At 69.5% G+C, this 17962-nt stretch carries 13 protein-coding genes and 1 pseudogene; 9 read left to right on the top strand and 5 right to left on the bottom strand.

Annotated elements, in window-relative coordinates; all coding sequences use genetic code 11:
• Nucleotides 1-230: 230 nt before the first annotated feature.
• The 4 genes from ACGFI8_RS41100 (at nt 231) to ACGFI8_RS41085 (ending at nt 5222) form a co-directional block, all read left to right on the top strand.
• Nucleotides 231-1586: a dihydrolipoyl dehydrogenase family protein gene (locus ACGFI8_RS41100; RefSeq protein ID WP_392813039.1), complete on the top strand. Its 1356-nt coding sequence runs from the start codon at nt 231-233 to the stop codon at nt 1584-1586.
• A gap of 115 nt (nt 1587-1701) precedes the next feature.
• Nucleotides 1702-2151, top strand: coding sequence for a VOC family protein (locus tag ACGFI8_RS41095; protein ID WP_392813037.1), 450 nt, complete (start codon nt 1702-1704; stop codon nt 2149-2151).
• Between the two features lie 182 nt (nt 2152-2333).
• Complete coding sequence (locus tag ACGFI8_RS41090) at nt 2334-3149, top strand: helix-turn-helix domain-containing protein (RefSeq protein WP_392813035.1); 816 nt, start codon at nt 2334-2336, stop codon at nt 3147-3149.
• A gap of 693 nt (nt 3150-3842) precedes the next feature.
• On the top strand, nt 3843-5222 hold the full coding sequence (locus ACGFI8_RS41085) for an amidohydrolase family protein (protein ID WP_392813033.1): 1380 nt from the start codon (nt 3843-3845) through the stop codon (nt 5220-5222).
• Here the strand turns inward: ACGFI8_RS41085 and ACGFI8_RS41080 are convergent.
• Nucleotides 5203-6123: a LysR family transcriptional regulator gene (locus ACGFI8_RS41080; protein ID WP_392813031.1), complete on the bottom strand. Its 921-nt coding sequence runs from the start codon at nt 6121-6123 to the stop codon at nt 5203-5205. The genes ACGFI8_RS41085 and ACGFI8_RS41080 overlap by 20 nt on opposite strands.
• A 91-nt stretch (nt 6124-6214) precedes the next feature.
• A complete protein-coding gene (locus ACGFI8_RS41075; RefSeq protein ID WP_392813030.1) occupies nt 6215-7039 on the bottom strand; it encodes a PaaX family transcriptional regulator C-terminal domain-containing protein in 825 nt (274 codons plus the stop codon).
• 154 nt (nt 7040-7193) lie between these two features.
• Between ACGFI8_RS41075 and ACGFI8_RS41070 the strand changes: the two genes are divergently transcribed.
• Genes ACGFI8_RS41070 through ACGFI8_RS41050 form a run of 5 tightly spaced genes read left to right on the top strand, consistent with a single transcriptional unit; the run spans nt 7194 to nt 16227 of the window.
• Nucleotides 7194-8810, top strand: a complete 1617-nt coding sequence (locus ACGFI8_RS41070; RefSeq protein ID WP_392813028.1) for an FAD-dependent monooxygenase — start codon at nt 7194-7196, stop codon at nt 8808-8810.
• Nucleotides 8803-10887, top strand: coding sequence for an acetate--CoA ligase family protein (locus ACGFI8_RS41065; RefSeq protein WP_392813026.1), 2085 nt, complete (start codon nt 8803-8805; stop codon nt 10885-10887). The genes ACGFI8_RS41070 and ACGFI8_RS41065 overlap by 8 nt, the downstream gene beginning before the upstream one ends.
• A gap of 2 nt (nt 10888-10889) precedes the next feature.
• Nucleotides 10890-13025: a hydantoinase/oxoprolinase family protein gene (locus ACGFI8_RS41060; RefSeq protein WP_392813025.1), complete on the top strand. Its 2136-nt coding sequence runs from the start codon at nt 10890-10892 to the stop codon at nt 13023-13025.
• Nucleotides 13022-15313, top strand: a complete 2292-nt coding sequence (locus ACGFI8_RS41055; RefSeq protein WP_392813024.1) for a hydantoinase B/oxoprolinase family protein — start codon at nt 13022-13024, stop codon at nt 15311-15313. The genes ACGFI8_RS41060 and ACGFI8_RS41055 overlap by 4 nt, the downstream gene beginning before the upstream one ends.
• Nucleotides 15310-16227 (top strand): 3-keto-5-aminohexanoate cleavage protein, encoded by a 918-nt coding sequence (locus ACGFI8_RS41050; RefSeq protein WP_392813023.1) that lies wholly within the window; start codon nt 15310-15312, stop codon nt 16225-16227. Before ACGFI8_RS41055 ends, ACGFI8_RS41050 begins: the two co-directional genes overlap by 4 nt.
• Before the next feature lie 159 nt (nt 16228-16386).
• Here ACGFI8_RS41050 and ACGFI8_RS41045 read toward each other — a convergent pair.
• From ACGFI8_RS41045 to ACGFI8_RS41035, 3 genes and pseudogenes are all read right to left on the bottom strand, one after another.
• A pseudogene (locus ACGFI8_RS41045) lies at nt 16387-16431 on the bottom strand (hypothetical protein); the annotation flags it as partial.
• A 2-nt stretch (nt 16432-16433) separates the two neighbouring features.
• Nucleotides 16434-16628: a hypothetical protein gene (locus ACGFI8_RS41040; protein ID WP_392813021.1), complete on the bottom strand. Its 195-nt coding sequence runs from the start codon at nt 16626-16628 to the stop codon at nt 16434-16436.
• Nucleotides 16629-16771: 143 nt separating this feature from the next.
• The gene (locus ACGFI8_RS41035; protein ID WP_392813019.1) at nt 16772-17332 is read right to left on the bottom strand and encodes a cupin domain-containing protein; all 561 of its coding nucleotides are present in this window, start codon (nt 17330-17332) and stop codon (nt 16772-16774) included.
• Nucleotides 17333-17962: the final 630 nt, after the last annotated feature.

Genomic DNA, 17962 nt, shown 5'->3' with positions numbered 1-17962 from the left:
CTGGCGCGAAGGTGTGCCTTCTGCGCGTGCTCGTTACACCGCCGGGCTATCGGCGGCCGCCTGCTGCGGGTCCGCTCTCGCGCAAGCCGCCACCGCAGTGTGTAGTCGGTCGGGCGCGGGGAAGTAGATGACCAGCTTGAGGGCCGGATCGGCCAGCTGGACCCGGACTGGCCGGACTGGTACGCCGAGTACATGGTCCGGGAGCAGGCCGGAGAGGAGCTACCCGAGCGATGAGCGACCACGACGTGATCGTCCTGGGCGGGGGCTCGCCGGGCGAGCACTGCGCCGGCGAGCTGGCCGACGGCGGTCTGCGCGTGGCCCTGGTCGAGCGGGATCTGGTCGGGGGCGAGTGTTCGTACTGGGCGTGTATCCCGTCCAAGACGCTGCTGCGGCCCGGCGAGGCGGTGCACGGCGCTCGCGAGGCGGCGGCCACGGCGCGCGTCGACGTGCAGGAGGCGCTGGCCTACCGCGACGTCATGGTCTCGGACTACTCCGACGCCGGGCAGCAGCAATTTCTGGCGGGCAAGGGCATCGACCTGATCCGTGGCACCGGCCGGCTGGCCGGGCCGGGTGTGGTCGAGGTCGATGGCGTGCCCCACACCGCCCGGCACGTGGTGGTGGCCACCGGCTCGGACCCGGTCATACCGCCCGTCCCGGGCCTGCGCGAGCTGCACGGCATCTGGACCAACCGCGAGGTGACCGGTATGAAGGCTGTCCCGCGTCGCCTGCTCATCCTCGGCGGCGGGCCGGTCGGCGCCGAGATGGCCCAGGCCGCCCGCCGCCTGGGCAGCGAGGTGGCCCTGGTCGAGGGCGCCGGGCATGTGCTGACCCGCGAGCCCGAGCCGCTGGGTCAGGCGCTCGGCGAGGTCCTGCGGGCCGACGGCGCCGAGCTATTCCTGGGCATGCGCGCGACCGCCGCGCGGCGCGACGGCGCGGACTACGTCCTGACCCTCGATGACGGTCGCGAACTGCGTGGCGACCACCTGCTCCTGGCCACGGGCAGGCGTCCGCGGATGCCCGCCGGCCTGGACTCGGTCGGCGTCACCGCCGGCCCGCACGGCATCGGAGTCGACGCGCAATTGCGCGCCGGCGAGCGGCTGTGGGCCATCGGGGATGTCACCGGCATACGGCTGCTCACCCATGTCGGCAAATACCAAGGCGAGGTCGTCGCCGCGAACATCCTGGGCGAGCCCCGCGAGGCCCACTACGAGGCCATACCGGACGTCGTCTACACCGACCCGCAAGCGGCCGCAGTCGGCGCCACCGAGGCCGCTTTCAGCGCCACCGTCCCGGTGTCCGAGGTGGCCAAGACGGCCACCTACACCCACGCCTACGCCACCTCCAACGGCTTCCTGACCTTGCTGTCCGACGGCGACCGGCTGACGGGCGCCTACGCGCTCGGACCCGAGGCCGGAGAGTGGCTGCAGCAGGGCACCCTGGCCATCCGCGCCCGTGTGCCGCTGCCAGTGCTGCGGGACGTCATCCAGCCCTTCCCCACCTTCTCAGAGATCTACGTCGCCGCGCTGAAGGCGCTCCGCGGCCAGATCACGGCCGCCCGCGGGCCGGCCACGGAGGGATCGCTATGACATCCGCCGATTACGCAGGAAACGCCAAGGACAGTCCCCTCGCCCCGATCACCGCAACATCGCCTGCAGACCCCGTCGTAAGCGGGGTCTGAGTCCCAACCAGTGGAGGTGCTAGATGGCCGAGCTCACACCGCCCGCAGGGCCAATGGTGCTGGCCCATTTCATCGTCTCGGACGATGTCGAGCGCTCTCGGCGCTTCTACACCGAAGTACTCGGCGGCAGGGTGGTCTTCTCCGGAGCGCCGACCTATGTCGCGCTAGCCAACAGCTGGATCGTCATCAATGTTGGTGGAGGCCCGACCGACGACAAGCCCGCGGTCACCCTGGAGACGCCACGCGACCCCGACCGGGTCAGCAGCTTCCTCAATATTCGGGTCGCGGACATTCAGGCCGTGTACGCCGAATGGAGCGCCCGGGGTGCTCAATTCCTGACGCCGCCGAAGCAGCACCAGTACGAGATGCGTTGCTACATCCGCGATCCCGATGGTTATCTGATCGAGGTGGGGCAAACCACCGACCCAGAGGGGGACTGGTCGCCGTGGTTGCCGTCTCCCTCGGTGTCATGAAGACGGCGATGGTCGACGCCTCGTCATCGGATTCCTTCCGTGGAAACCCCCGCCTTCAGGCGGGGGAGGAAACGGAACCCCTGCGGAGCAGGACAGGAACGGCTGATTCGCCGCCATGGCGGATCGGCGTCCACCGGCGTGTCACCGCAAGGTTCACAAATAGAGCGGCCAAGATGTGAGGCGTGTCCAGGACGGTGAAGCGGGCGTTCAAGTACCGCTGCTACCCGACCGGCGCGCAGGCCGCTGAGCTGGCGCGGACGTTCGGGTGTGTCCGGAAGGTCTACAACCTGGCATTGGCCGCCCGTACCGAGGCGTGGACGTTGCGGCGGGAGCGGGTCGGCTACAACGCCACCTCGGCGATGCTGACCGCGTGGAAGCAGACCGAGGAACTCGCGTTCCTCAACGACGTCTCCTCCGTGCCGTTGCAGCAAGCCCTGCGGCACCTGCAAGCGGGGTTCGCGAACTTCTTCGCCGGCCGGGCCCGCTACCCGAGCTTCAAGTCGAAGAAGAAGTCTCGGCGGTCGGCGGAGTACACCACGAGCGCGTTCCGGTTCCGTGGCGGCAGGCTCATCTTGGCGAAGATGGCCGGGTCGCTGGACATCGTGTGGTCGCGGCCGCTGCCGGAGGGGGCGGCGCCGTCGATGGTGACCGTGTCGCAGGGACCGGACCGGGCCGGACCAGGACCAGACCAACCAGGACCAGATCAGGCATCTCAACGACCTGATCGCCGTGTTGGACACCCGGATCGCCGCGCCATCGCCGAGCGGTCCGCGCCGATCCGGTCGGCCGGCGCGGCTCCGTCCAGGGCCCGCCGGGGGCGGCTGTTGGCCCGGGCCAGCCACTCGGCCAAGTGCGGCAGGCGGTGGCGGACCGGCCCCGCGGCGGCGTCGACGCCGAGGTCGCCGACAGGCGCAAGATCTCATACACGTTCGGCGTCGCGGACCCGTCACCGGCCCAGCTCGATCAGCTCACCGCGTGCTGGGAGCAATACCGAATGAACCTGCCACCGGACATGACGAATGAGCTGTACGGCAACCGGGTCCGTATCGAGTCGGCGCCCGCGCGGAGCTAATCAACACACTCGGCGAGGTTCCTGGTCGGCGCTGTACCCGATTCAGGAACTCACGGAGGGGCCGCAGGCCCGAGGCCTGGATCACGCACGAGCAGTTTCGCCGAGCGGGTGCCTTGCCGGTACCGGACGGGTTCATCCGGATCGTGCAGAAACTGGCGGTGTCGAGGAGGACGGCTCGATCGGGGCTATACCTAGTCCTCAAGGACCGTTGGGACGTCGACCGGCTGTGCTGAGCACCCCGCGAACCACCTAGTGCATGAACAGGTCCGCCAACAGCTCACAGCGTGTGCGGCGAGGTTTGGCGCGGTACAGGGTCCGCAGCGCACGAACGAAGCGAGGCGGGGGGGGGGGGGGGGGGCCCGGGCCCCCCCCCCCCCCACCCGGCGGCGGGGTTGGCGCGGCGGCCCCCCCCCCCCCCCGCCTCCGAACCAGGTGATCGGGACCTGGAGACGGCGACGATGACGCAGATCAGGAGGAACACAGTTGCCTCAACACTCCCGGCCTCGGTGTCCAGTGATAGGTAGCGCCTCATAAACGCGCTCGAACAGGTCTTGGACCGAGGAACCTGCGCGGGGTTTGACTGTGCATGCCGAAACAGGCAGCGACAAGGAGGGTTGTCATGCCCGATCGCATCCTCATTCGCAACGGTCTCGTGCTGACGATGGAACCCGGTGACCGGCCGCGCCGCGCCGATGTACTGGTGGAAGGAACTCGCATTGTCGAGGTCTCCGACCACATCCCGTCCGCGGACGCCGACATCGTCGACGCGACACGCTGCATCGTCATGCCCGGAATGGTGGACACGCATCGCCATGTCTGGCAGACGCAGCTGCGTGGTGTGACGTACGACTGGTCACTGAAGGACTACATACGCTCGATCCGCTTCCAGGCGGCCGTGCACTACCGCCCCTACGACATGTATGTCGGGAACTACCTCGGCATGCTCGAGGCCATCGATGCCGGTGTCACCACCGTCCTCGACTTCTCGCATTGCATCAATACCCCGGAACACGCCGACGCGGCGCTGCAGGGGACCAGGGAGTCCGGCATCCGGTCGATGTTCGCGCTGGGGCTCAACGACGTGCCGGTAGCGGACGTCTACTTCAACACCCTCGCCCAGCGTGTCGAACACGCCCGCAAGTTGCGCACCAACGAGCTGTCGTCTGACGCCGGTCTCGTCACCATGGGCATCAGCCTCAGCGATGTGCTGGTGGCGGGCATCGAGCGCGTTACGCATGAGGTCGCCACGTCCCGGAGCCTCGGTCTGCGGATCACCTTGCACGCCAACGCGGTGATGTTCCCGCAGCCGGTGTCCGAGGTCGCCTTTCTGGAACAGGCGGGCCTGCTCGGACCAGACCTGGTCTGGGTGCACATGAACCAGACAACCGACGACGAGTTGCGGCGCGTCGCCGATACCGGCGGATCGGTCTCCACCACGCCGGAGACCGAAATGCAGATGGGCATGGGGCACCCGGCGCACGGGCGGTTCATGGCCGTCGGCGGCGAGTGCACGTTCGGTTGCGACGTGATTTCCAACAACTCCGGCGACCTGTTTCCACAAGTCCGCCTGGCCCTGCAGACGGAACGGATGCTGCGCAACGATCCGGAGCTCGCGCGGTACCACGGTCCGGACCTGATCAACCCGTCCGCGTTGTCCCACCTGGAAGGCGCGACCATCAACGGCGCTCGGGCACTTGGGCTCGATTCCCGAGTCGGCACCCTCACCGCCGGCAAGGAAGCCGACATCATCGTGATCCGCGGCGACGCGCCCAACATGCTGCCCGTAAACGACCCGGTTGCCGCCGTCGTCATGCACGCGCACGCGGGCAACGTCGACACCGTCATGGTCGCCGGCCGCGTCCTCAAGCGAGCCGGCCGCCTGCTGGCGGACCCGGCTGCGCGGTTGCGGCTGATGGACGAGTCGCACGCGCACCTGTTCGAGGCGATCGAGCGGACCGGTGGGCTCATCCCACAGCCGCCTACGCCGCTGCCCTGGTGACGGCCAGCCCCGGATCCAGCCATCCGCACCGATCTGCGGCCGCGCGAGCTGCGGCGCGCATGGCGGTGACCGCGGGGCGGCTCGCGGTATCCCGGCGCCAGACGAGTTCCCACTCGAACACCGGCGTCGGCTCGACCAGGCGCCGCACGACAAGGCCGAATCCTGGGTCAGGGCAGGACACCGGCCAGGCGGACACGCCATCCAGCTCGCTGACCTGCTCGAGGATGGCCGACAGGGGCACCTGGGCGCACCGCACCGGTCCGGGGTCGACGCCCGCTTCCCTCAGGAAGCCGACCACGAAATCCACCCAGTCGGGGGTGTGCTCGGTGCTGCCGAACACCCAACGTGCCGAGCCGAGCGCAGCGACCGGCAGGGGATCCCGGGCGGCCAGAGAGGAGTCCGCGCGCATGACCACCCGTACCGGATCGAATCGGACGAGTTCGCCGGCGAGGCCGACCGGCAGCCGGGTACGCCGGCCGAGCGCGACATCGAGCCGGTCTGCCTGGACCTCGGCGAGCTGCCGTGGCATCCCCGCGATGCCCTGCGCCACATCCAGGTGCGGATGCAGGCGGCGCATCTCTCGCAGGATCTTCGGAAGGGTGTCGAGGCCGTCGACGATGGTCGCGACGCGGACCGGTGCCGGCGCGGTCGCGGCGCGCAGCGCCTCGCTCGCGGCGGCCAGCAGTTGCCGCGCCGGGGCGAGGAAAAGGACGCCGGCCGGGGTCAACTCGACGCGGCGGGTCGTGCGAACCAGCAGCTGGGTGCCCAGCAATTCCTCGAGGTGGCGGATCTGGGCGGAAAGGGACGGTTGCGCGATGTACAGACGCGCAGCCGCCCGGCCGAAGTGAAGCTCTTCGGCAACCGCCACGAAGTAGCGGACCAGACGCAGGTCAAGGTCCATATGGGGAGTGTAGAAGGCCATGTTGGCGCTCCGGGTCATTCATTCAGCGCGGATTCCGGGTCGCAGCGACTGCGGCGACCGGGAAGCTTGGCTATTCGTCCAGAACAGTGCGAAACCAGGCACCGGACTCGGCGCCGAGCGCTCGGTAGGCGGCGATGAATTCGGACCATGCCGTGTCTCCGTGCCAGGGGTGCGGCAGCAGTTCGGCGGGAAGCCCCGGGTCGGCGAACGGGAACCGCCGATAGCTTCGCACCAGGTTGACCCGGGTGGCGAGGGCGTCCGATCCGCGGCTGGCGCCCGAGTGCACACGCCGGAAGGTGGGCCGCCAGTCGGCGAGCCAGTCGCGGTACTGGCCGTTCAGTTCCGCCAGTTGCCAGCAACGATGTGCCATCTCACGATCGCTTTCCCGGCTCCCGGTGCGCGCCGTCAGCTGGGTCAGGTGCAGGCCCGGCTCGTCTGCCGTCAGCTCGTTCGCCAGTGCCGTGACGCGGCCGGCGTGATCGCGCGGCGACACCCAGGTCGCGGGGGCCAGGGCACCGTACCCCAGGAAGGCCAGGCGATTGCGAAGCACGTCCCGAACGCCCCGTCGGTCCTCGGGCACCTGGTAGGTCACCAGGTGCCAGGTGCCGTCCCATGCAGCGTCGTCACGGTTGAAGATTCGCTCGCGACCCTCGTCCAACATGGACAGCCCCTTTGGCGTGAGCGAGTACATGACCGTGCGGCCGCTGCGCTCGGAGCCGAACCAGCCCTCCGTGCGCAGCCGCGTCATCGTTGCCCGAGCCGCGTCGGGTTGCACTCCGAACGGCGCAAGCAGCTGGCACAGCTGCGACAGGCCGATCGCCCCGCCCTCGTAGCGGATGAAGTCACCGAACAGGTCGAAAACGACAGATCGCGTGTTGCGTACCGCATCGGCCATCACCGCCGCCGTAGGAGGGGTCGGATCGGTCGTGGGCCGCGACCTCGAGTATTTGTGACAAACCTCTGACGCACATATCAATGTTGTCACACATTGCGCCGGCTGGCCAAGGGCCTGGCGCCCCTGACCATGAACGACGCGAGAAAGGCAAGGCATGAAAGTCGCTATCGCCGGCGGCGGTCCCGGGGGGCTGTTCCTCGCGATCCTGCTGAGGCGGGCGCGTCCCGACATCGAGGTCGTGGTGTGGGAACGCAACCGCGCCGAGGACACGTTCGGCTTCGGCGTCGTCTTCTCGGACGCGACCCTGGCTTCGATCAATGACGCTGACCCGGTCCTGCAGCAGGCCCTGGTCGACCACGGCGCACGTTGGGACACCATCGAGGTCCGAATGAAGGGAGAACGCTGGACGGCCGGCGGCAACGGCATGGCGGCCGTGGGCAGAAAGACGCTGCTGGCGCTCATGCAACGACGCGCCACCGAGGCCGGCGTCAATGTCCGCTTCCGTACCGAGGCGGGGCTGGCAGACACCGCCGACTTCGACGTCGTCGTCGCCGCCGACGGCGCCAACTCCAGGCTGCGTACCCAACTCGCCGAGCACTTCCGACCCAGCTGCGAGCAGGCCACCGCGAAGTTCATCTGGCTCGGCACCACGCATGCCTTCCCAGGGCTGACATTCCTGCACGAGCAGAGCCCGGACGGCGTCTTCGCCGTGCACGGCTACCCGATCGACGCGCGCACCGGGACCTTCATCGTGGAGACCGACGAGGCGTCATGGCGATCGGCCGGCCTCGACGAGTTCGACGTCACGCAGCCTCCCGGCCCTAGCGACACCAAGTCCAGAAGGTATCTGGAGAAGCTCTTCGCCGAGCACATCGGCGGGACGTCCTTGCTGGTCAACAACTCGCGGTGGGCGAACTTCCGCACCCGCCGCGCGGCCACCTGGCGGCATGGCAACGTGGTGCTCCTGGGCGATGCCGCCCACACGGCTCATTTCTCGGTGGGCTCCGGCACCAAGATGGCCATGGAGGACGCCATCGTGCTGGCCGACTGTCTGACCACCGTTGACGACCTCGACGAGGGACTGGGCCGCTACGAAGAGCGCGCCCGGCCGTCGGTGGAGAAGATTCAGCAGTCGGCCGCGCCCAGCCTGGCCTGGTGGGAGCACTTCGGACGGTCGTACCAGGCGTTCGATCCGTGGCAGTTCGCCTTCCACTTCTTCTCCCGCACCCTCCCGGTGGACCGCCTGGAACGCCGCGATCGACGCTTCGTCGAAGCGGTTCGGGCGCGATGGGTCGGCGAGCATGGCGCGCCGCCGCTGCACAGCCCGGGTCGGCTGGCTCACGAAAGCGTTGCCGGCCGCGTCCTGCCGACCGACCCGGGCGGTGTGCTGGCGCCGTGCGAATCTGGACAGACCCTGCGGCTGCCGCTGCACACGGCTGCGCCCGCGTCCAGGTCATCGAGCGCACCCTGGGCGCTTCGCACCACCGCCCCTGACCGCACCACCGAGATCGCCGATGCGGCGGCCCAGGCGGCCTCCGCCGCCGCTCAGGCCGCCCTCGTCGTCGTCGACGGCGGAACCCGTTTCACCCGCGCGCTGCTCAGCGAGGAACTGCGCCTCGCATACGGAGCGACCACCGCGATCGTGGTGAATGCGGGGGAGCCCGAGGTCGCCGAGACGGCCGTCCTGTCCGGACGCGCAGACTTCGTCGCCATCACGAGCGAGGATCTGCCGTGGTGGGCGCGGTCAGGAGGCGGAGACCTTCGTGACTGAGACCATCGCGATCGAGCGGCCCGGACTCGACGCGCTCTTTGCCCCGCGGCGCTGCGCCGTGCTGGGCGCCTCCCGGCAGCCGGGAAAGCTCGGCGCCGTGATGGGCCGCTCCCTGGCGGCCGCCGCCGGCGGCGTGGCGCTGATCAACAGCCGCGCTCCCGACCCTCGGGCCGGCATCCACGGCGACCTGCGTCAGGCCATCGACGTGGGCGGACCGATCGACTTCGCGGCGATCTGCCTGCCCGCGCCGGCGTGCCCCGATGCGGTCCGCGAGGCGGGGGCCGCCGGGGTCCGCGCCGTGCTGGTCTGTGCGGGGGGATTCGCGGAGAGCGGACCATCGGGCCTCGCGCTCCAGGACGAGCTGCGCCGCGCGGCAGCCGAAGCAGGCGTTCGGCTCCTCGGACCGAACACGTCCGGCTTCGTTGTCCCCGGCCGTCACCTCGTGGCCAGCTTCGTACCCGCAATGAGCCATGTGCTCCCGGGACGGATCGCGGTCGTGGCAGCGAGCGGCGGCGTGCACCACACGATCGCCTTCATGCTGGCCGCTCATGGCCACGGCATCAGCTTGGGGGTGGGTCTGGGCAACGCGGTCGATGTCGGCACCGCCGACGTGCTGGATTACCTCACTCGGCACGAGGAGACGGCGGCGGTCGCACTGCACGTCGAGTCGATCACCGACGCCGCCGCGTTGCTGCCGACGGTGGAGCGTCTCGTCGCCGACCGGCCGGTCGTTGCCTCGGTCGTCGGCCGCCACGACATCGGTGCGTTCGCTCGGTCGCACACCGGTGCACTAGCCACATCGTGGCGTACCGCCCGGGCCGCACTCCGCCAGGCCGGTGCGGTGCTCGTCGACGACGAGCGGGCACTGATCGACGCCGTTGTGGCGCTGTCCCACACGAGGCTTCGCCCTTCCCCGCGTCCTGGCATCGCCCTCGTCACGGCGCAGGCCGGCCCTGGCCTGATCACCCTTGACCAGCTACGTGGGCGCGGCGTCCACGTCCCCGAACTCGCCGCCGCCAGCCGCGAGCGCCTCGCCACCGTGCTTCCCCCACTCACCTATCAGGCCAACCCGGTCGACACGGGGCGCCCCGGTCCGGGCTTCGCGGACGTCCTCGACATCACCGCCGAGGACCCGGGCGTGGACCTTGTCGGGGTGTACGCCCTCATCGAGCCCGGCGCCGTCGACCTGCCCGCGGCGCTGGCCGCCCGGACCCGCCCGGAGTCAGCGCCCACGATCGTCGGCATCGGCGGCGCCGGTGACGACGTCTCCCATACGGCGCGCCGCCTGCTCGACGCGGGAATCGTCTGCGTGTCGGGGCCAACAGCCCTGGCCACGGCGCTGGCCGCGCTGGCCGACGACGCGAAGGCGCGCGACCGGTTGCGTCGTGTCCCCGACCGCGACGCCAGCCGCCCGTCGACGATCGGGTTCGCTTCGTCCCGCGGCTGGGACGAGCAGCAGATCAAGATCGCTCTTGCCGGGCTGGGCTTGAACGTGCCGCCAGGACACCGCTGCGCTTCCCGCGATGAGGCCAGGCAAGCGCTCGCTGCACTGGCCACGCCGGTCGCGGCGAAGATCCTGCGGCCGATCATCGCGCACAAGACCGATGCGGGCGGTGTCTGCCTGAACCTGCATACCGATGCGGACATCGTCGCCGCCTGGGACGCACTGGCAGCCATCGGCGCCAGGGAGGTGCTCGTCGAAGCCATGAGCCCAGCCGGGGTCGACCTCGTTGTCGGCGCCCGTCGCGACCCAGCGGTGGGGCCGATCGTCCTGGTCGGTCTCGGCGGCACCGCGGCGGAGGTGCTGGGCGATGTCGCCGTCCGTCTGGCACCGCTCTCCGTCGTGGAGGCCGCCACCATGATCGAGGACCTGGCCGGTCGCGCGCTGCTCAACGGCCACCGCGGCGGCCCCGTGCTCAGGGTCTGCGAACTCGCGGAGACGTTGGCGTTGCTCGGCGACGTCCTCACCGAGCATCCCGACGTGTCGGACATAGAGATCAATCCCCTTCGACTCACCCACGACGGCCTGTGGGTGCTCGACGCCCTGACGACACACCTGGACCAAGGAGGGCATTAACCGTGACAACCTTCGCGCGTACCGGCGGCGAGCAGCCGGCGCGGGCTGCTGAGCAGGGGTGGATCATCGGTACCGATGTCGGGGGAACCTTCACCGACCTTTGGGCGCGCTCACCGGACGGACTGTCGTACGTCTGCAAGTCGCCGACCACAGCCGACGTCGTGACGGGCGTCGTCAACACCGTGCACCTGCTGGCCGAACGTGTGAAGATGACACCCGTCGACCTGTGCCGCCAGGTGACACGGTTCGGGCACGGCACCACGGTCGGCCTGAACGCGTTGCTGACCGGAGCATCGGCGCGCGTCGGCCTCATCACCACGCTGGGCTTCGGCGACGTGCTGGAGATCGGCCGGCTGCGCCGCGGCACGGCCGATCTGCGCGGTCTCGAGCGCGGTGACTACTTCCTGCGCGGCCGGACCCCACCGCTCGTACCCCGGGAACTGGTCATGGAGGTCGAGGAGCGGGTGGGCCCGCAAGGGCAGGTCCTCGTCCCGTTGCGCAAGGAGTCGGTACGCGCCGCGCTACGGACTATCGCGGATGCTGAGGTCGACGCAGTCGCGGTCTGCCTGTTGTGGGCAACCGAGAACCCCGCGCACGAGAACGCGGTTCACGACCTGGTGACGGAACTGATGCCGGATGTGTTCGTCAGCCTCTCGCACGTCGTGGCGCCCGCCGTGGGCGAGTACGCCCGCGCGTCCACGACGGCGGCCAACGCGGCGCTGGGTCCGATCGCCGGCCGGTACCTGCTGCGTCTGCAGCGGGAACTGCAGGCGTTGGGCATGCGTGCACCGATCATGATGACCACCAACGCCGGTGGTGTCGTGCCGGCCGACGCGCTGACGCAGCAGCCGGTGCAGGGTCTGCTCAGCGGGCCGGCGTCGTGCGTGGTCGCTGGTCAGGCGCTCGGCGCCGCGCTGGGCCGCTCCAATGTGCTGACCCTGGACGTCGGCGGCACCAGTTTCGATGTCGGCGTCGTGGTTGACAGCGCGCCGCTGCTGCGCGACGACGTCACGTTCGGCGGAGCGGACATGCTGGTGCCCAGCGTGGACGTGGCCAGCATCGGCGCGGGCGGGGGTTCGGTGGCTGTGGTTGCCGACGGCTTGCTCACCGTCGGCCCGCGCAGCGCGGGCGCCGCTCCGGGTCCGGTGTGCTACGGCAAGGGCGGGACCGAGCCCACGACCACCGACGCTGATCTGCTCCTGGGCGTCCTGGACGCCGCGCGATTCGACAGCGGGGGGATCCGGCTGGACATCGATGCGGCCCGCGATGCGATCCGAGAACGCATCGCATCGCCCCTCGGGCTGAACCCGATGCAGGCCGCCCTCGCGATCCGCCAGGTCTTCGATGCCGCGATGGCGGATCTGCTGCGTGCGGTCACGATCGAACGGGGCCATGATCCGCGCGAGTTCGTCCTGGTAGCCGGCGGCGGCAGTGGCCCGTCGCACGCGTGGGCCCTGTGTCGTGAGTTGGGACTGGACGGCTTCGTCGTGCCGCCGACCGCCACCGCACAGTCGGCTTTCGGGGCCGGTACGAGCGAACTGCGCACGACCGCGTCGCGTACCTGTTATCTGCGTCTGACCGCCGGCGTCGAGCCGGGCGACGCCCACGCGGCCGCGCTGCGCGCCGGTCTGACCGATGCGCACATGCAGGCAACCTCGGTATTGCCGGACGATGCCGGTGAGTCCCACACGCGCTATACGGCCGCCGTCCGCTACCACGGCCAGGCCCATCATCTCGATGTCGACATCGACGAAGTGCCGGATGCCGAAGCCCTGTCCCGGCTGCTGGTCAGGTTCGAAGCCGACTACGAGAGGCTGTTCGGCAAGGGCGCCGGCTTCCGTGAAGCCGGCTTCGAGATCCTCTCAGTGCGCGCCGTCGTGACCGCACCGGCCGCCCTGCCGACCTCATCCGGGGCTGGCGACGTCTTCGAGTTCAGCGGTACGCGCCCAGTCGTCTTCGACAACGCCGACATGCCCGCGGACACCGCGGTCTACGCGGCCGAACGGCCGGCCGCCGATCAGACCATCACCGGACCGAGCCTGCTCCAGCTACCCGGCTGCGTCGTGGTGGTACCGCCCGATGCGACGGCGACCACCGACGGCACCGGAGTCATTCACGTAAGGATGAGAACGCAATGAACAACATGCCCGCCCGCCCGGACGATGACCCGGTGCTCGACCAGATCGTCCGCAGTCGGCTCGTGGCCATCACGGACCATATGCGGCTCGCCCTCCAAGCGGTGAGCGGCAGCCCGACCGTCACCGAGGCGAGCGACTTCTTCACCGGCCTGTACCTGCCTACCGGTTCGTTCGCGACGATGGGCCACCAGGTCACGTTCGAGGCGCCGCCCGTCGGCGCCCTCATCCGGCACCTGCTCGCCAACGGCACCCGACTGCGTGACGGCGACCGCATCATCGGCAACGACCCGTTCGTGGGCGCACTCCACCAGAACGACCTGCAGATGTGCGCACCGCTGTTCGTCGACGGCCAACTCGTCGCGTGGGCCGGGGTCATGGCACACGAAACCGACATGGGTGGCATGGACTTCGCCTCCTGGTCTCCCAAGGCGCGCGAAGTCTGGCAGGAGGGGTTGCGCATACCTGCTGTCAAGCTCGTCGACGGCGGCGAGTTGCGCGACGACGTGCTCGCCATGATCTTGGCCGCGACTCGGCTGCCCGCCCAGGTGGGCCTCGACATCCGTGCCTTTATCGCCACCCTCAACGTGGCGGCTGAGCGGCTGGTCGAACTCTGTCACCGCTACGGCGTCGGCACGGTTCAGCGTGCCATGGCCGGCATGGTCGACGACGCGGAGCGAGCCATACGGGAACGACTGCGCCAGATGCCCGACGGCGTCGTGCACACCCGGGACTTTCTCGAGCATGACGGGCACAGCAACCGGCTGTACGTCGTCGATGTTGTCGCCACCAAGCGGGGCGACCACCTCACCCTTGACTTCTCCAGGTCATCTCCCCAGGCACCCGGCTTCGTCAACTGCTCGCGAGCCGGCCTGATCGGCGGCGTCGCCGGAGCGCTGATACCCACCCTGGGCTTCGGCATCGCCTGGAACGACGGCCTGCTCAAACCGGTCACGGTTGTGGCACCCGACGGCCTGATCTGCACGGCGGTAGCGCCAGCGCCCGTTGGCAGCGCGACGGTCGAGACGGTCTGGGTCGTCAGCAACGTCGTCGCCGCGGCCCTGAACCGGCTGCTGGCCGCCACGCCGCATTTCGCGCACCGTGCCCAGGCGGTCAGCAGCGGCACGATGGCCACCTTCAACCTGAGCGGACACAACCAGTACGGCGAGCGCTTCGGACTGCACCTGATGGACCCCCTCGCCGGCGGCTTCGGCGCGTTCGTCAGCCACGACGGGCAGGACGCCGCCGGTCCGATCAACACACCATGCCCGTCCATTGCCGATGTCGAGGTCAACGAGCAGAAGACGCCACTGCGATACCTGTACCGGCGACTAGCCGCGGACACCGGTGGCGCCGGGCGGCGACGGGGCGGTGTCTCCGTCGAGGTGGCGCTGACCGTAACGGTCAGTTCGACCGAAGCACTGATCATGACGCACGGCGCGGAGGTACCCAACGCCACCGGACTCTCCGGCGGGCTACCCGGGAGCACCGTGCGGCAGTCATTCGCCCGCGGCCTGCTCGACGGGCCGGCGGGACTCGAGCACGCCGTGGTCGGTCTCGCCGCGCACTCGACTCGCTTCACCGGCCCGGCGGTCGACGCCGCAGCGATGGAGAACCTCGGACCCAAGCCAGGCGCACGTGTGCTACGCGACACCGACGTGTTCGCGGTGACCTGGCAGGGCGGCGGGGGTGTCGGCGACCCGATCGACCGCCAACCCGAGCACGTCGTGGCGGACGTACGGCGGGGCGTGGTCAGCCCAGCCGCGGCGTTGGACACCTACGGTGTGGTGCTGGTCGGAGGCGCAACCGGCGTACCGGAAGGCTGGCACGAAGAGCAGACCCGCCGGACTCGCCGAGCGATCCGGGCCGCGCGGCTGGGCTGCCCGGTCGAGGCGGTTTCGGACACCACCCGCGAGCCGGATCCCTCGACGCCGCCCGCGGGCCTTGCCGACGGTGAACGCTGGTTGCGGCTCACCGACCGACTGGCCGCGATCTGTGGGATCGACGGCGGTTGGCGGGTCGAGACCATCGACGGCTCACTGCTGAGCGTCGGGTCGACCCGCTGGCGTGAAGGCGCTCGATCCTTCCCGATCCAGCTGCCCGCCCGCGCCGGTGCGACCCTGCACGAACAGCTCACCACGACCGGCTGGCTGTGCCCCCTCACCGGGCACCTGCTCGCGGTCGACGTACACCGACGCGACGAAACCCCGCCGCATGACCTTGACCTCTTCCTGTCCGGTGAGGGTCAGACAGGTGCACTCGTACCCCAGCAGGTGAGGAAACCAGCATGAGCACGAAGAAGGTCATCGTGACCATCGCGCCGACTGGTGGGATGGCGAGCAAGAAACAGAACCCCAACCTGCCGACTCAGCCGGCGGAGATCGCCCGCGACGTGTACGACTGCTACAACGCCGGCGCCAGCGTTGTGGCCGTGCATGCCCGCCGTTCGGACGACCAGGCAACCTGTGACCCGGACAAGTACCGTGACATCAACGAACGGATCCGGTCCCGCTGCGACGTCATCATCAACAACTCGACGGGCGGCGGCGTGAACGGCGATCTCGTCGCGCGGTCCGACAACGGCTACCTCGAGATCCTCTGGGAGGAGCGCATCAAGGGCATGGACGCCGGCGCCGAGATGTGCACTCTTGACGCGACGACCATCAATGCCATGTTCGACGGCTCCGAGATCCTCATGAACACCAACCCGTCACGTTGCCGCGCCCTGGCGGAGGGTATGTGGGAGCGCGGCATCAAGCCCGAGTGGGAGGTCTTCAGCCACACCCACCTCATACAGGACGTGTCCACGTTGATCGACGCCGGTCTGGACCGCCAACCGTTCGTGAACATCGTCCTCGGCGCGCACCGTGGCTTCCAGAACGCGATGCCCTACTCTCCCCGGATCCTGCAGCAGATGGTCGATCTTCTGCCCACCGGTGCGATCTTCTGCGTAAGCGGCATCGGCCCGGCTCAGCTTCCGTCGGCGATGAACGCATTGCTGCTGGGAGGGCACGTGCGTACCGGCCTCGAGGACAACCTCTACTACCGCCAAGGCGAGCTGGCCACCAACGTGCAGCTCGTTGAGCGCCTCGTGCGCCTGGTCACCGACATGGGGTTCGAGCCCGCCACGCCGGCAGAAGCCCGCGAGATCATCGGCCTGCCGTTGGCAGACGCACCATCCCGGCCCGAATTCGCACTCGGATAGTGAGCCGAGCCTCCGGCGGACGAAAGGCCCCGCGCCCGGGCCAAGCTCGCCACCAGGCTGCACGACTGGAGGTGACGACGCGTCAACCCCCGTCCTGAGCTCGGCCTCCGCGACCACGCGGGCCAGGACCGGCGGATGCCGGCGCAGGCGCTCGATCGCCCACGCGAGGGTGGTCGCAGTCGTCTCGTGCCCGGCGGCGAGCAGGGTCAGTAGCTGGTCGGCGACGGCGCGCGGGGGATGGCCGAGCCGTCGTCGAACCGCGCCTGGAGCATCAGGGCCAGGATGTCGCCGTGTTCGTCGAGGTTCGGATCCGCCTCGGCGGCCGCGACCAACCGGTCGACGATCGCGTCGAGGAACGGCGACGACACCGCCGTCGCGTACCAGCGTGCCGCGTTCACCATCGAGCCGCTGCAGCAGGGCTCGGAGATCCCGGTCGGCCCGGCTGGCGGCGGCACCTCCACCAACGCCGCGCCACGTCGACATCCAGCGCAGACCGTCGGCCATCGGCGCAGTACCAGGTCGTGCGTCGCGGGCGCGTTGCTGACTACTGGCCAGGGGCGGGGTATCTGTCCGGGGGCCAGGGGTTGGCGTGGACCATGACGCCGATGATCATGCAGGGCTGGTTGGACTTGTTCGCCCATGCGTGGTTAACGCCCTGGACGACCGCGGTGTCGCCGGGTTGCAGCAGGGTCTCGTCCGTGTCGGTCACCAGGTAGATCTCGCCGTAGGCGACGGTGAACATGTCCAGTGTGTCGGTGCGGTGCATGCTGGGGTGGCGGGCCAGGTCCGCTTGGGTTGGCGGGTACTTCTGCTTGACCTTCTGGTTCAGCTCCTGCAGCTTCTTGATGTGCTCGCCGGTGTCCTTGATGTCCGGGGGTATTTCCAGGGCGCGGAAGGTGAGCCCGTTGCCGGTCGGCTCGCGCGCGGTGACGTCGGCGCCCCGGTCGCCGGGGATGGTGTTGTCCGCCGGTAGCTCGGTCGTCGCCCACAGCGTGGAGCGCCAGAAGATGCCGGCTTCCTCCTGCTGGTTGGGCGAGTCACGGTAGAGGACGGCGGACCTTTGGTCCTGATCGGCGCCGACGACGATGCGGTTGACGTGGGCCATGACAGTGCTCCGTTCAGCGTGGCGTGGGCGATGGTGCGGGGAAGCCGCTGGCCGGCACGGGCGGCCGGCTCCATTCGGTCGATCCGGAGACGCCGTCGGCCAGTGCGTTCGCGGTGCCTTCGCACCAGGCGCGGAAGCCCATCGAGTCCAGGCCCAGGCAGAAGAACCTGGACGCCGCGGATACCCAGCCTCGGGATCGACGGTGTGAGCCGCACCAAGGCGCGCACACCACGCCCGGCCAACGACAGCGCCGCAGACGTCTCACTTCACCCGGCACTACCCCCTCGCCCGGCCGACTACCGTTCCCGGGAAGTGCCAGTGCACGCGTCTGCTCTCCATCGCCGAGCGTGCTGGATCGCGGTCATCCTCACCACGATGTGTCCGAAGGGCTTCGGTATCCTCACGACCCCGCTCGGTGCCCTCGTACATGCCGACCACGCTCGGGCGTCCGTAGTCCGTCCACTCGATCAGCGGCATATGTCGCCCGTCGGTGCCGCTTCTCGACGTCCGCCTCGACTGGCCCAGAGTCGCCACCGGGACTGTACAAATAACGGCGGATCTGCTGATCAAGGGAGAGACGCCAGATGACGACGGAGACCACCGTCGAGCGGGAGCCGGCCGCCGTGTCGG

Source organism: Dactylosporangium sp. NPDC048998 (assembly GCF_043197855.1).
GTDB lineage: Bacteria > Actinomycetota > Actinomycetes > Mycobacteriales > Micromonosporaceae > Dactylosporangium.
Note: the sequence above shows the minus strand (reverse complement) of the source record. Positions and strands in the feature narration are given on the sequence as shown.

Excerpts from the sequence above, each read along its gene's own strand:
- ACGFI8_RS41100 (WP_392813039.1), top strand. The coding sequence starts at position 231 with ATGAGCGACCACGACGTGATCGTCCTGGGCGGGGGCTCGCCGGGCGAG.
- ACGFI8_RS41095 (WP_392813037.1), top strand. The coding sequence starts at position 1,702 with ATGGCCGAGCTCACACCGCCCGCAGGGCCAATGGTGCTGGCCCATTTC.
- ACGFI8_RS41085 (WP_392813033.1), top strand. The coding sequence starts at position 3,843 with ATGCCCGATCGCATCCTCATTCGCAACGGTCTCGTGCTGACGATGGAA.
- ACGFI8_RS41080 (WP_392813031.1), bottom strand. The coding sequence starts at position 6,123 with ATGGACCTTGACCTGCGTCTGGTCCGCTACTTCGTGGCGGTTGCCGAA.
- ACGFI8_RS41075 (WP_392813030.1), bottom strand. The coding sequence starts at position 7,039 with ATGGCCGATGCGGTACGCAACACGCGATCTGTCGTTTTCGACCTGTTC.
- ACGFI8_RS41070 (WP_392813028.1), top strand. The coding sequence starts at position 7,194 with ATGAAAGTCGCTATCGCCGGCGGCGGTCCCGGGGGGCTGTTCCTCGCG.
- ACGFI8_RS41055 (WP_392813024.1), top strand. The coding sequence starts at position 13,022 with ATGAACAACATGCCCGCCCGCCCGGACGATGACCCGGTGCTCGACCAG.
- ACGFI8_RS41050 (WP_392813023.1), top strand. The coding sequence starts at position 15,310 with ATGAGCACGAAGAAGGTCATCGTGACCATCGCGCCGACTGGTGGGATG.
- ACGFI8_RS41040 (WP_392813021.1), bottom strand. The coding sequence starts at position 16,628 with ATGGTGAACGCGGCACGCTGGTACGCGACGGCGGTGTCGTCGCCGTTC.
- ACGFI8_RS41035 (WP_392813019.1), bottom strand. The coding sequence starts at position 17,332 with ATGGCCCACGTCAACCGCATCGTCGTCGGCGCCGATCAGGACCAAAGG.